The following is a 13,595-nucleotide window of genomic DNA, read 5'->3' on the forward strand; positions in this document are numbered from 1 at the left end:
GGTGGTTAACCTCGCGTCGCTACGCTGTCGGCGAGGATTGCCAGCACCAACTGCTGGAAGTCCAGGCCGGCCGCGCGAGCCGCCATGGGCACCAGGCTATGGTCGGTCATGCCGGGTGCGGTATTGACTTCGAGCAGCCAGAACCGGCCTTGCTCGTCCTGCATCACGTCCAGCCGGCCCCAGCCCTCGATGCCGATGGCATCGCAGGCGCGCGCGGTCAGGTCGATCAGCTCTTGCTCCTTGACGCTGTCCAGGCCGCACGGGATGCGGTACTGGGTGTCATTGGCGATGTACTTGGCGTCGTAGTCGTAGAACACATGCGGGGTGCCCAACGCGATTGGAGGCAGCACCTGGCCACGCAGCACGGCGATGGTGAACTCGGGACCATGGATCCACTGCTCGACCAGCACTTGCGAATCGTACTTGGCGGCGTCTTTCCAGGCGGCGACCAGCTCCTGCTCGCTGTTCACCTTGGCCATGCCGATGCTCGAACCTTCATGGGCAGGTTTGACGATCAACGGGAAGCCCAGTTCCGCGCTGGCGGCAACGCAGTCCTGCGCGCTGGCCAGCACCGCGTGGCGTGGCGTGGGGATACCCAGGCTCTGCCACACCTGCTTGGTGCGCAGTTTGTCCATGGCCAGTGCCGAGGCGAGGATGCCGCTGCCGGTGTAGGGGATCCCCAGGCATTCGAGCAGGCCCTGCATGCTGCCGTCTTCACCGCCACGGCCGTGGAGGATGATGAAGGCGCGGTCGATCTTCTCGTTCTGCAGGCGCGCCAGCAGGTCGTCGCCCACATCGATGGCGACCACGTCGACACCGGCGCTGGTCAGCGCCTCGATCACCGCCGCGCCGGATTTCAGCGAGACCTCACGCTCGGCGCTCTTGCCGCCATATAGCACGGCAACGCGGCCGAAGGCCTTGACATCGAGGGTGGAGTGCAGCTTGTCGTAGGCGCTGGTCATTTCGACTTCTCCTGCTTGGCGCCAGCGAACAGCGGGCTTTTCATCAATTGCGGGGCCAGGCCACCGACATCACCGGCACCCTGGCAAATCAGGATGTCGCCGGCGCGCAGCAGCGGCTTGACCAGCGGCGCCAGCTCGGCACCACGTTCGATGTAGATCGGGTCGAGCTTGCCGCGCTGGCGGATGCTGTGGCATAGCTGGCGGCTGTCAGCACCGGGGATCGGCTCCTCGCCGGCCGGGTAGACTTCCATCAGCAGCAGCACGTTGGCATCGCCCAGCACCTGCACGAAATCGTCGTACAGGTCGCGGGTGCGGCTGTAGCGGTGCGGCTGGTAGACGATGACCAGGCGGCGGCTCGGCCAGCCGCCACGCACGGCCTTGATCACGGCGGCGACCTCGGTCGGGTGGTGACCGTAGTCGTCGACCAGCATCACGCTGCCACCTTCGACTGGCAGCTCGCCGTACACCTGGAAGCGACGACCGACGCCCTGGAAGCCGGACAGGCCCTGGACGATGGCCTCGTCGCTGATACCTTCGTCGGTGGCAATGGCGATGGTGGCCAGGGCATTGAGCACGTTGTGGTTGCCCGGCATGTTCACCGACACCTCGAGCGGCTCGCGGTCGCGGCGCAGCACGGTGAAGTGGGTCTGCATGCCCTGCTGGCGCACGTTGATGGCACGGATGTCGGCCTCTTCGCTGAAGCCATAGGTGACGGTCGGGCGCTTGACCTGCGGCAGGATCTCGCGCACGACAGGGTCGTCCAGGCACATCACCGCCAGCCCGTAGAACGGCAGGTTGTGCAGGAACTCGACAAAGGTCTTCTTCAGCTTGTTGAAGTCGCCTTCGTAGGTGGCCATGTGGTCGGCGTCGATATTGGTGACCACGGCGACCATCGGCTGCAGGTGCAGGAAGCTCGCGTCGCTTTCATCGGCTTCGGCGATCAGGTAACGGCTGGTACCCAGCTGGGCATTGGTGCCCGCCGCAGTCAGACGACCGCCGATGACGAAGGTCGGGTCCAGGCCGCCCGCGGCGAACACCGAGGCCAGCAGGCTGGTGGTGGTGGTCTTGCCGTGGGTGCCGGCAACGGCCACGCCATGGCGGTAGCGCATCAGCTCGGCGAGCATTTCGGCGCGCGGCACCACCGGGATACGGCGCTCCAGCGCGGTGGCGACTTCCGGGTTGGCCGGGTTGATCGCGCTGGACACCACCAGTACGTCGGCGCTGGCGGCATTCTCGGCACGGTGGCCGACGAAGATCTCGGCGCCGAACGACTCCAGGCGCTCGGTGACCGGCGAAGCCTTGAGGTCGGAACCCGACACTTCATAGCCCAGGTTCAGCAGCACTTCGGCGATACCGCACATGCCCACGCCGCCGATACCGACGAAATGGATGCGACGGATGCGGCCCATCTTCGGCTGCGGCATGGCTTTCTGGCTCTCAACCATGGGCCACCTCCAGGCAGATATCGACCACGGTGCTGGTTGCGGCAGGTTTGGCCAGGCGACGCGCGGTGCCGGCCATGGTGTTGAGTTTCTCGGGTTGCATCAGCACCTCGTTCAGGCGTTCAGCGAGCTGCGCTGCGCCAGTTGTCGCTTGCGGCATCAGGAAGGCGGCGCCTTCACGAGCCAGATATTGGGCGTTGTGGGTCTGGTGGTCGTCGATAGCGTGGGGCAAGGGCACCAGCACCGAGGGCAGGCCCGCCGCCGCGAGTTCGCTGACGGTCAGGGCGCCGGCCCGGCACACCACCATGTCGGCCCAGCCATAGGCGTGGGCCATGTCCTTGATGAACGGTTCTACCTGAGCCTCGACACCCGCCTCGTGATAACGCTCGGCGGTAGTCGGCGCGTGATTCTTGCCGGCCTGGTGGAACACCTCTGGCCGCAAGCTCGCGGGCACCTCGGACAGGGCCTTAGGCAACAATTTGTTCAATGGTTCCGCACCCAGGCTGCCGCCCATGACCAACAGGCGGGCACGGCGTTCGACCAGAGGCGCGCGCTGCGCATCCATGAACAGCTCCGGACGCACCGGGTTGCCAGTGGTGCGCAGCTTGTCGCTGGCCTCGAAGGTGCCTGGAAAAGCTTCGCAGACACGGGCCGCCAGCGGCACCAGCAGGCGATTGGCGGTACCGGCGCGGGCGTTCTGCTCGTGAATGACCAGTGGCACGCCGCACAGTCGCGCGGCCACGCCACCGGGGCCGGTCACATAACCCCCGAAGCCGATCACGCAGACCGGCTTGAGTTCACGCACGATGCGCCGCGCCTGCAGCACTGCCTTGACCAGGGTGAACGGCGCCTTGAGCAGCGACAACTTGCCCTTGCCACGCAGGCCGGTGACCTGGATCAGGTGCAACGACAACCCTGCCTGGGGCACCAGTTCGTTTTCGATACCGCGCGGGGTGCCCAGCCAGTGCACGCGGTAGCCGCGTGCCTGGAACTCGCGGGCACAGGCCAGGGCCGGGAAAACATGCCCCCCGGTACCACCGGCCATGATCAACACGTTCTTGCCGTCAGCGGCCATGGCTGGTCTCCTCGGCAAAATCGCTCTCCTTGAATTCGTGCTCCTCGCTGCCCAGGTGCGTGCGGCTTTCCCACTCGATCCTTAGCAATAGCCCCACGCAGGCGCAGCAGATCACCAGCGAGCTGCCCCCATAGCTGAGAAATGGCAGGGTCAGGCCCTTGGTTGGCAGCAGGCCGACGTTCACGCCAATGTTGATCAGGAACTGACCGATCCACAGGAACGACAAGCCAAAGGCCATGTAGGCGGCAAAGAACTGCTTGGCCTTCTCCGCCCACAGGCCGATATAAAGGGCACGAACAGTGACGAAGACGAACAGCGCGATGGTCAGCAACGAGCCGACCACGCCCAGCTCCTCGGCCAGCACCGAGAACACGAAGTCGGTGTGCGCCTCGGGCAGGTAGAACTGCTTCTGCACGCTGTTGCCCAGGCCCACACCCAGCCACTCGCCGCGACCGAAGGCGATCAGCGCCTGGGTCAGCTGGTAGCCGGAACCGAACTGGTCGGACCAAGGGTCGGTGAAGGTAATCAGACGCGCCATCCGGTAAGGCTGGGCCTGCACCAGGACCACCACCGAAATGACCGCCAACACCACCATCAGCGAGAAGCGGAACAGCCCCACCCCACCGAGGAACAGCATGGCCGCCGCAGCGCCCATCATCACCACCGTGGCACCGAAGTCCGGCTCCATCAGCAGCAGGCCAGCCATCGGTAGCAACACGATGAACGGCTTGAAGAAGCCCATCCAGCTCTCGCGCACTTCGGTCTGCCGGCGTACCAGGTAGCCGGCCAGGTAGATGACCACGAAGACCTTGGCTATCTCCGAGGGCTGGACGTTGAAGAAGCTGAAGCCGATCCAGCGCATCGAGCCGTTCACCTCGCGGCCGATGCCCGGCACCAGCACCAGCACCAGCAGGCCGAAGGCGCCGATCAGCATGAGGAAACCCATGCGCTGCCAGGTGGCGATCGGCACCATCATGGTCATCACCCCGGCGCCCAGGCCGAGGGTGACGTACACCAGGTGGCGGATCATGTGGTACAGCGGGTTGCCCGACTGCACTGCAGCCACTTCCGAGGAAGCCGACGTAATCATCACCAGGCCCAGGCCGAGCAGCGCCAGGCAACCGGCCAGCAGCGGGAAGTCCAGGTCGATGCCACGGCCACTGATCAGCGGCGACGGGTAAGGCTTGAGGATGCCGAAGATCATGCCAGCCCCTCCGCCGCCAGGGCGAACAGGCGCCCGCGCTCTTCGAAATTCTTGAACATGTCGAGGCTGGCGCAAGCAGGCGACAGCAGCACCGCATCGCCCGGTTGGGCCAGCTCGGCGCAGCGTTGCACAGCTTCATCGAGGGTTTTGACCCGCACTTGCGGCACGGCATCGCCCAAGGTTTCGGCCAGGCGCTCGGCGTCACGACCAAGCAGCACCACGGCACGGCAATGTTTCGCCACTGGTTCGCGCAGGGCGGCAAAATCGGCGCCCTTGCCATCGCCACCGGCGATCAGCACCAGCCGGCCTTCGATATCGGCACCCAAGCCTTCGATGGCGGCCAGCGCGGCACCGACGTTGGTGGCCTTGGAATCGTCGTACCAGTTCACGCCATTGCGTTCACGGACCCACTGGCAGCGGTGGGCCAGGCCCTTGAACTCGCGCAGCGCCTCAAGCATGGGCTCGAACGGCAGGCCAGCGGCATGGCCGAGGGCCAGCGCGGCCAGGGCATTGCTCTGGTTGTGGGCGCCTCGGATCTTCAATTCACGCACCGGCATGAGCGTCTGGAACTCGAAGGCCAGGTACTTCTCGCCATCGACTTCCCGTAGACCGAAGGACTTGAAGTCTGGCGCATTCAAACCAAAGCTCCAGCTCGGGCGACCTTCGACCGGCAGCGGACGGCTCAGGGCATCCTGGCGATTCACCACCACCTGGCGGGCACCGCGGAAGATCCGATGCTTGGCCAGGTGATAGGCCGGCAGGCCGCTGTAGCGGTCCATGTGGTCTTCGCTGATGTTCAGCACCGTGGCCACTTCAGCGTTGAGCTGGTCGGTGGTCTCCAGTTGGAAGCTCGACAATTCGAGCACGTACAGCTCAACGCTGTCGTCAAGCAGGTCCAGCGCCGGCGTGCCCAGGTTGCCACCCACTGCCACACGTTTGCCTGCCTTGGCGGCCATCTCGCCGACCAGGGTGGTCACGGTGCTCTTGGCATTGGAGCCACTGATCGCGATGATCGGCGCCTTGGCGTGGCGGGCGAACAGCTCGATGTCGCCGGACAGCGTCACACCGCGCGCCGCCGCCTGCTGCAGGGCTGGGGTGGCCAGGGCCAGGCCGGGGCTCACATACAGCTCGTTGGCGCGGCAGAGGAAATCCACGTCCAGCTCGCCACAGCGCACTTCCACCTGCGGGTAATCACGGCGCAGGGTGTCCAGTTCCGGCGGTTGCTCGCGAGTGTCGGCGACCGCAAAGGCAATGCCCCGGCTCGCCAGGAAGCGAACCAGGGACATGCCGCTCTTGCCGAGGCCGACAACGATGCGGAATTGGTCGGAAGCGATCAGTGACACGCTCGTTTACCTCAGTTTCAGGGTGGCAAGGCCAATCAGCACCAGGATCACGGTGATGATCCAGAAACGGACGATCACACGCGGCTCGGGCCAGCCCTTGAGTTCAAAGTGGTGATGAATCGGCGCCATGCGGAACACGCGCTTGCCGGTGAGCTTGAAGGACGCCACCTGGATGACCACTGACAGGGTCTCCATCACGAATACGCCGCCCATGATGAACAGGACGATTTCCTGACGGACGATCACGGCGATGGTGCCCAACGCCGCACCCAGCGCCAGGGCACCGACGTCACCCATGAATACTTGGGCCGGGTAGGTGTTGAACCACAGGAAACCCAGGCCCGCGCCGATCAACGCGCCGCAGAACACGATCAGTTCACCCGCGCCCGGTACATACGGGATCAGCAGGTACTCGGCGAACTTCACGTTACCCGACAGGTAGCAGAAGATGCCCAGGGCACCACCCACCATCACCGTCGGCATGATCGCCAGGCCATCGAGGCCGTCGGTCAGGTTGACCGCGTTGCTGGAGCCGACGATGACGAAGTAGGTGAGCACGATGAACCCGGCACCCAGCGGGATGGCCAGATCCTTCAGCATCGGGATGATCAACGTGGTCTCGACGCTGGTGGGGGCGGTCTTGTACAGGAAGACAGCGGCGGCCAGGCCGAACACCGACTGCCAGAAATACTTCCAGCGGCTGGGGAGGCCGCGGGAGTTCTTCTCGATCACCTTGCGATAGTCGTCGACCCAACCGATGGCGCCGAACGCCAGGGTGACGATCAGCACCACCCACACATAGCGGTTGGTCAGGTCGGCCCACAGCAGGGTGCTGATGGCGATGGCGGACAGGATCAGCGCGCCACCCATGGTGGGGGTGCCGGACTTCGACAGGTGCGATTGCGGGCCGTCGTTACGCACGGCCTGACCGATCTGGCGGATCTGCAGGGTACGGATCATCCACGGGCCCAACCACAGGGCCAGGGACAGCGCGGTCAGCACACCCAGGATCCCGCGCAACGTGAGGTACTGGAAGACCGCGAAGCCCTTGTGGAACTGTTGCAGATACTCAGCCAACAGCAGCAGCATTAATGTTTCTCCCCGCTGGCACCGCACAGTGCGGCCACGACGTTTTCCATCGCAGCGCTGCGCGAGCCCTTGATCAAGATAGTGGTGTCGCTGGCTGTTTCCGCGCGAACGGCATCGATCAGCTCAGCTTGAGTAGCGAAATGGCGCCCATCTTTGCCGAACGCCTTGACCGCATGGGCCATGTTGTTGCCCACCGCGTACAGCGCGTCGACCTTGCCACGCGCGTAGTCGCCCACCTGACGGTGGCCTTCCTCCGCCCATTGCCCCAGTTCGCCAATATCCCCGAGCACCAGGACGGTGCGTCCGGAAAAGCCGGCGAGTATATCAATGGCGGCGCACATGGAGGTGGGATTTGCGTTGTAGCTGTCGTCGATCACCCGCACGCCGTTCGGTGCGATCTGCGCCACGGTCCGGCCCTTGACTGGCTGCACGGCATTCAGCCCGGCTGCGATGCCGTTCAGGCTCAGACCAACGGCATGGGCGGCAGCGGCGGCGGCCAGGGCATTGCTAACGTTGTGAATGCCCAGCAGATTCAATTGCACCGGGACGCTGCCGTCCGGCCCGTGCAGGGTGAACGATGGGCAACCACGGGCGTCCCGGCCGATGTCACTGGCGTGGAAATCGGCCTGTGGATTGTCCAGCGCAAAGCTGAGGATCCGGTGACTGCCGGCGCGCTTGCGCCAGATGTCGAATGCCTGGTCGGCCAGGTTGAGAATGGCCGTGCCACCTTCGCCCAGGCCTTCGAGAATTTCGCCCTTGGCCTCGACAATCTTCTCCGGGCCGCCGAACTCGCCTACATGTGCAGTCCCGGCGTTGTTGATGATGACCACTTGCGGTTTGGTCAGGCCAACGGTATAGCGGATCTCGCCAATGCGCGACGCGCCCAGCTCAATGACGGCGGCGCTGTGCTCAGGGGCAATCTCCAGCAGTGTCAGCGGCGCACCCAGGTCGTTGTTCAGGTTACCGCGGGTGGCATGCACCGCCCCACGGGTACGCAGGATCGCAGCGAGCATTTCCTTGACCGTAGTCTTGCCGCTGGAGCCGGTGATCGCAACGACTGGCTTGTCGAAGGCGGCACGATTCAATGCACCAAGCTGGCCAAGGGCAACGCGACAATCGGCGACTAGCAACTGCGGCAGGCCGACATCGGCAATTTCACGTTCGACCAGCGCCGCCACGGCGCCTTTGGCCTTCACATCGGCCAGGTAGTCATGCCCATCGAAACGCGGCCCGCTGAGGGCGACGAACAGCTGACCGGCGGCGACACTGCGGCTGTCGATACTGACGCCGCTGAAGCTGGCATCGACGCCCACCAAACGGGCATTCAAGACGCTGGTCAGTTGGCTGAGCTTCATCGGCTTAAGCATGTGGAGCCTCCCAGGCGGCAAGTGCCTTTTCGGCTTCGACCAGATCGGAGAAATCATGGCGTTCGCCATTGATCTCCTGGTAATCCTCATGCCCCTTGCCCGCCAGGACGATGACATCGTCGGCGGCAGCAGTGGCGATAAGGTGGGCAATGGCCTCGCCACGACCCGCGACGAACTCGACGTCGGCGGGCTTTTTGAAACCAGGGCGAATGTCATCGAAGATGCGCAGTGGATCTTCGGTGCGCGGGTTGTCGTCGGTGACCAGCACGCGATCGGCCAGGCGTTCGGCCACTTCGGCCATCAGCGGACGCTTGCCGCTGTCACGGTCGCCACCGCAGCCGAACAGGCACAGCAGCTTGCCGTGGGCATGCGGACGCAGGGCCTCGAGTACTTTTTCCAGAGCGTCCGGGGTGTGGGCGTAGTCGACCACCACCAGCGGTTTGTCACCGCCACCCAGGCGCTGCATACGACCGACCGGCCCCTGCAGCTGCGGGGTTACTTTAAGAATTTCGTCCAGCGGATAGTCCAGGGCGAGCAAGGTGGCCACGGCGGCAAGCATGTTACTCAGGTTGAAGCGGCCCAACAGCCGGCTGCGCAGGGCGTGCTCGCCTTGAGGGGTGACGATCACGGCGCGCACGCCATCGTCGTTGAAGATGGCTTGCTTGCAGAACAATGTCGCCGATTGGTCCTGCAGGCTGTAGCTGATCAACCTCGACTCGGCATGGGCTTTGGCCAGGCGACGACCGAAGTCATCGTCCAGATTGACCACCCGGGTACGCAGGCTTGGCCAACTGAATAGCTTGGCCTTGGCGGCCTCATAAGCCTCCATGCTGCCGTGGTAGTCCAGATGGTCGCGGGACAGGTTGGTCATCACTGCGATATCGAAATCCAATGCCGCGACCCGGCCCTGCTCGAGAGCGTGGGAAGAAACTTCCATGGCCACGGCCTTGGCGCCGCCTTTCTTCAGATCGTTGAGCGTCGCCTGCACGGCGATCGGGTCCGGCGTGGTCAGGCGACCGCTTTGCAGCTCGCCAAAGAAGCCGGTACCCAATGTGCCGATCAGGCCGCAACGTCGCCCAAGGGCATCGAGCGCCTGGGCCAACAGTTGCGTGACACTGGTCTTGCCGTTCGTTCCGGTGACGCCGACCAGCTCAAGCTGCCGACTCGGCTCGCCATAGAATCGTCCGGCAATCTGCGACAACTGGCCGATCAGCCCCTTCACTGGAATCAGCGGCACGTCGGTGATCGGCAGCACGCTGGCGCCCTGCTCTTCATAGGCCACCGCGGCGGCGCCACGGGCCAGTGCGTCAGCAATATGCTCGCGCCCGTCGACTTTGGCGCCCGGCACAGCAAGGAACAGGTCGCCCTGGCGCACCTGGCGGCTGTCCAGGGTCAACTCGCGGATCAGCGGATCGCGGCTGGCATGGGCGAACAGTTTGCTCAATGGCATCGTCATCAACCTCGCCCTCCCTTGGCGGGTACTGCGCTGGCTTGCTGCGTCGAAGGTGGCGGCAGGTTGTCCGGCGGTACATTCATCAGGCGCAGGGTGCCCGACATCACTTTGCTGAATACAGGGGCAGAGACCAGGCCACCGAAGTAGCCGCCCTTGCCCGGTTCGTCGATGACCACGACGATGGCGTAGCGCGGATCGCTCATCGGGCCGAAGCCGGCGAACAGGGAGCGATAGGCGTTCTCGGTGTAGCCCTTGGAGCCGACCGTGGCTTTACGCGCCGTACCGGACTTGCCAGCCACGTGATAGAACGGCACCTGGGCGCGGAATACGCCACGCGGCGCCTCGATCACCTGCTGCAGCATGCCCTGCACGGTTTCGGCGGTTTCTTTTGGAATGGCCTGCACGGCTTCCGGCGCCTTGTCGACCTTGAGAATCGACAACGGCACCATCTTGCCGTCGTTGGCCAGGGCAGCGTAGGCATGCACCAGTTGCAGGGCCGTCACCGAAACACCGTAGCCGTACGAAAGGGTCGCGGTCTCGGCCTTGCGCCATTCACGATGGTTGGGCAGGTTGCCAACGCGTTCGCCAGGGAAGCCCAACCCCGTGTACTGCCCGAGGCCAACCTGCGACATGACCCGGTAGATGGCTTCGCCACCGATATCGAAGGCGATCTTGCTCATACCAACGTTACTGGAGTTGATCAGGATGCCGGTCAGGTCGAGGATTGGGCCCTCGCTCTTGGATACGTCCTTGATGGTGTAGCGGCCGATCTGCAGGCTGCCCGGATACACCTCGACCTTGTCGGTGGGCTTCCAGCGGCCGCTCTGCAGCGCGGCACTCATGGAGATCGGCTTGACCGTGGAACCCGGCTCGAACACGTCGATGATCGCCCGGTTGCGCATCGCTGCCGGGAACATGCTGCGGCGGTTGTTGGGGTTGTACGTGGGCTGGTTGACCATCGCCAGGACCTCACCGGTCTTGACGTCCATGATCACCAGGCTGCCAGCCTTGGCGTCCTGCTCGGCGATGGCATTGCGCAGCTCGCGGGTAGCCAGGTATTGCAGGCGCAGGTCTATCGACAACGCCAAGGTCTTGCCGGCCTTGGCGTTCTTGGTTACTTGGATGTCCTTGATCAACCGGCCGCGCCGGTCCTTGATGACCTGCCGCTTGCCGGGCACGCCGGCCAGCCATTCGTCGTAGGCCAGCTCGACCCCTTCGCGGCCGTGGTCATCCAGGTCGGTGAAGCCGACCATGTGCGCAGTGACATCACCGGCCGGATAGAAGCGACGGAACTCTTCCAGCCCATAGACACCCGGCACTTTCAGGTCGAGCACCTGCTGCCCCTGCTCCGGGGTCAGACCGCGGACCAGGTAGATGAATTCCTTGCTGGCCTGCTGCGTCAGGCGCTCGATCAATTGCTGAGGGTTCTGCCCGAGCGCGGCGGCCAGTTGTGGCCAGCGGTCCTTGGCGACCTGCATTTCCTTGGGGTTGGCCCACAGCGTGGTGACCGGCGTACTCACGGCCAGCGGCTCGCCGTTGCGGTCGGTGATCAAGCCACGGTGCGCCGGAATCGGGATATGCCGCAGGCTGCGGGCATCGCCCTGCCCCTTGAGGAAGTCGCGATCGACCACTTGCAAGTCGATGATGCGCCAGCAGATGGCGCCGACCATCAGCGCCAACAGGCCGACGACCACGCGGAAACGCCAAGGGTAGAGTGCGCCCTCAAGCTTCATCATGGCGCCACCATCCGTACTTCGTCAGCGGCTGGCACGCGCATTTTCAGTTGTTCGCTGGCCAGCGTCTCGATCCGGCTGTGGGCGGTCCAGGTACTCTGCTCGAGAATGAGACGCCCCCATTCGGCCTGGGCCTTGTCGCGCTCGTTCAGTTCACCGTACAAGGTGTTGAGCAACTGGCGGTTCCAGTGGGCGCTGTAGGATACGGCGATAGCCGAAACCAGCACGCCGACAAACAGCAGAAGCATCAGGAAGCTTCCGCCCGGTAAAGGCTTGGCGAACAGCCGGCTCACCGCAGCTTCTCCGCCACCCGCATCACGGCACTGCGCGATCGAGGGTTGGCCTTGAGCTCTGCCTCGGAGGCGAACTGCGCCTTGCCAATGAGCTTGATCTTCGGTTCGAAAGTCTTGTGCTGCACCGGCAGGTTGCGTGGCAGGTTATCCGCCTCGCCCTTGACCAGCTTGCGCATGAACAGCTTGACGATACGGTCTTCAAGGGAGTGGAAGCTGATCACAGCCAGACGTCCGCCGACCTCCAGCGCGTCGAGCGCCGCCTCAAGACCGGCCTCGAGATCGCCCAGCTCGTTGTTGACGTGGATGCGCAGGCCCTGGAATGCACGGGTCGCCGGATTTTTGCCCTTTTCCCAGGCAGGGTTGGCGACCTTAAGCACCTCGGCCAGGTCAGCAGTGCGGGTGAACGGTTGTTTTTCACGACGTTCCACTACCGCACGGGCCATACGCCCGGCAAAACGTTCTTCACCATACTCCTTGAACACCCGGGCGATTTCTTCCACAGGCGCAGTGGCGATGAACTCGGCGGCGCTTATGCCCTGGTTCGGGTTCATGCGCATGTCGAGTGGGCCGTCATTGAGGAAGCTGAAGCCACGCTCCGGGTCATCCAGCTGTGGCGACGACACCCCGAGGTCGAGCAGGATGCCGCTGACCTTGCCGGCCAGATGACGCTCCGCGACCTCGGAGCCCAGCTCGGCAAAGCTGCGCTGCACAATGACAAAGCGGCCGTCTTCGGCCGCCAGCGCTTGCCCCGTGGCAATCGCCTGTGGATCCTTGTCGAACCCCAGCAGCCGCCCGTGCGGCCCGAGCTTGCTCAGAATCAGGCGGCTGTGGCCGCCACGCCCGAAGGTGCCATCCAGATAGCAACCGTCGGCGCGCAGGGCCAATGCCTCGACGGCTTCGTCGAGGAGGACGGTGATGTGGTTGAAGCCGCTATCTATGGTCACAGGATCAGGTCACGCAAATCATCGGGCATAGCGCCCGGTTGTTGAATAGCTGCAAGGTCGGCTGCCGAAACCGCGTTCCAGGCATCCTCGTCCCACAGCTGGAATTTGTTCAGCTGCCCCACCAGCATCGCCTTCTTGTCGAGCTTGGCGTACTCGCGCAGGCGGGGCGGCACCAGGAAACGCCCACTGCCATCGAGCTCCAGGTCAACCGCATTACCAATCAGCAGACGCTGCAGGCGGCGGTTTTCCTCACGCAACGACGGCAAGGCGCGCAACTTGGCTTCAATCTGTTCCCACTCATCGAGGGGATAAACACACAAGCAGGGGTCAACGGCGTCGATGGTCACGATCAACTGACCATTGCAACGCGAATCGAGCTCGTCACGGTACCGGCTCGGCATGGCGAGACGGCCCTTGGCATCGAGGCTGACGGCGTTGGCTCCGCGGAACACGGCTGCGATTCCCCACAATGTTAGCTTTTTTGTGCCAGAAAACCCACTTCATCCCACTTTCTGCCACTTGCGCACACTATAGGAATCCGTCCGCCACACCGTCAAGGCACGTTCATAAGGAAAACCCTTACAGGACGGCGATTTAGCGCAACATTGGAAGGTGAAAGGAGTGTGAAAGAGAAAAACTGACGAGAAAAATCAAACCCACTCAAGCGGATAGGGCGCAGAGTTAAAGTGA

12 protein-coding genes are annotated in these 13,595 nt (G+C 63.9%); all 12 read right to left on the reverse strand.

The window, feature by feature from the left end; translation table 11 throughout:
• Positions 1-5: 5 nt before the first annotated feature.
• From IM733_RS14555 to mraZ, 12 genes are read right to left on the reverse strand one after another with little or no spacing between them, the layout of a single operon-like run.
• A complete protein-coding gene (locus tag IM733_RS14555) occupies positions 6-962 on the reverse strand; it encodes a D-alanine--D-alanine ligase (RefSeq protein ID WP_248917317.1) in 957 nt (318 codons plus the stop codon).
• A complete protein-coding gene (gene murC / locus IM733_RS14560; RefSeq protein WP_248917318.1) occupies positions 959-2,407 on the reverse strand; it encodes a UDP-N-acetylmuramate--L-alanine ligase in 1,449 nt (482 codons plus the stop codon). The genes IM733_RS14555 and murC overlap by 4 nt, the downstream gene beginning before the upstream one ends.
• Complete coding sequence (murG, locus tag IM733_RS14565) at positions 2,400-3,479, reverse strand: undecaprenyldiphospho-muramoylpentapeptide beta-N-acetylglucosaminyltransferase (RefSeq protein WP_248917319.1); 1,080 nt, start codon at positions 3,477-3,479, stop codon at positions 2,400-2,402. Before murG ends, murC begins: the two co-directional genes overlap by 8 nt.
• Positions 3,469-4,683, reverse strand: coding sequence for a putative lipid II flippase FtsW (ftsW, locus tag IM733_RS14570; RefSeq protein WP_011535538.1), 1,215 nt, complete (start codon positions 4,681-4,683; stop codon positions 3,469-3,471). The genes murG and ftsW overlap by 11 nt, the downstream gene beginning before the upstream one ends.
• Positions 4,680-6,026: a UDP-N-acetylmuramoyl-L-alanine--D-glutamate ligase gene (gene murD / locus IM733_RS14575; RefSeq protein ID WP_248917320.1), complete on the reverse strand. Its 1,347-nt coding sequence runs from the start codon at positions 6,024-6,026 to the stop codon at positions 4,680-4,682. Before murD ends, ftsW begins: the two co-directional genes overlap by 4 nt.
• A 6-nt stretch (positions 6,027-6,032) precedes the next feature.
• A complete protein-coding gene (mraY, locus tag IM733_RS14580; protein ID WP_248917321.1) occupies positions 6,033-7,115 on the reverse strand; it encodes a phospho-N-acetylmuramoyl-pentapeptide-transferase in 1,083 nt (360 codons plus the stop codon).
• The gene (locus IM733_RS14585; RefSeq protein ID WP_248917322.1) at positions 7,115-8,482 is read right to left on the reverse strand and encodes a UDP-N-acetylmuramoyl-tripeptide--D-alanyl-D-alanine ligase; all 1,368 of its coding nucleotides are present in this window, start codon (positions 8,480-8,482) and stop codon (positions 7,115-7,117) included. The genes mraY and IM733_RS14585 overlap by 1 nt, the downstream gene beginning before the upstream one ends.
• Positions 8,475-9,938 carry a UDP-N-acetylmuramoyl-L-alanyl-D-glutamate--2,6-diaminopimelate ligase gene (murE, locus tag IM733_RS14590; protein WP_248917323.1) on the reverse strand — a complete coding sequence of 488 codons (1,464 nt, stop codon included), beginning with the start codon at positions 9,936-9,938 and terminating at the stop codon, positions 8,475-8,477. Before murE ends, IM733_RS14585 begins: the two co-directional genes overlap by 8 nt.
• Positions 9,938-11,668, reverse strand: a complete 1,731-nt coding sequence (locus IM733_RS14595; RefSeq protein ID WP_213661239.1) for a peptidoglycan D,D-transpeptidase FtsI family protein — start codon at positions 11,666-11,668, stop codon at positions 9,938-9,940. Before IM733_RS14595 ends, murE begins: the two co-directional genes overlap by 1 nt.
• Positions 11,668-11,961, reverse strand: a complete 294-nt coding sequence (ftsL, locus tag IM733_RS14600) for a cell division protein FtsL (protein ID WP_011535544.1) — start codon at positions 11,959-11,961, stop codon at positions 11,668-11,670. Before ftsL ends, IM733_RS14595 begins: the two co-directional genes overlap by 1 nt.
• Entirely contained in the window at positions 11,958-12,905 is a 948-nt protein-coding gene (gene rsmH / locus IM733_RS14605; protein ID WP_432760371.1) for a 16S rRNA (cytosine(1402)-N(4))-methyltransferase RsmH, read from the reverse strand. Before rsmH ends, ftsL begins: the two co-directional genes overlap by 4 nt.
• Entirely contained in the window at positions 12,902-13,357 is a 456-nt protein-coding gene (gene mraZ, locus IM733_RS14610) for a division/cell wall cluster transcriptional repressor MraZ (protein ID WP_011535546.1), read from the reverse strand. The genes rsmH and mraZ overlap by 4 nt, the downstream gene beginning before the upstream one ends.
• Positions 13,358-13,595 lie beyond the last annotated feature (238 nt).

It is taken from the genome of Pseudomonas entomophila (assembly GCF_023277925.1).
GTDB lineage: Bacteria > Pseudomonadota > Gammaproteobacteria > Pseudomonadales > Pseudomonadaceae > Aquipseudomonas > Aquipseudomonas entomophila_D.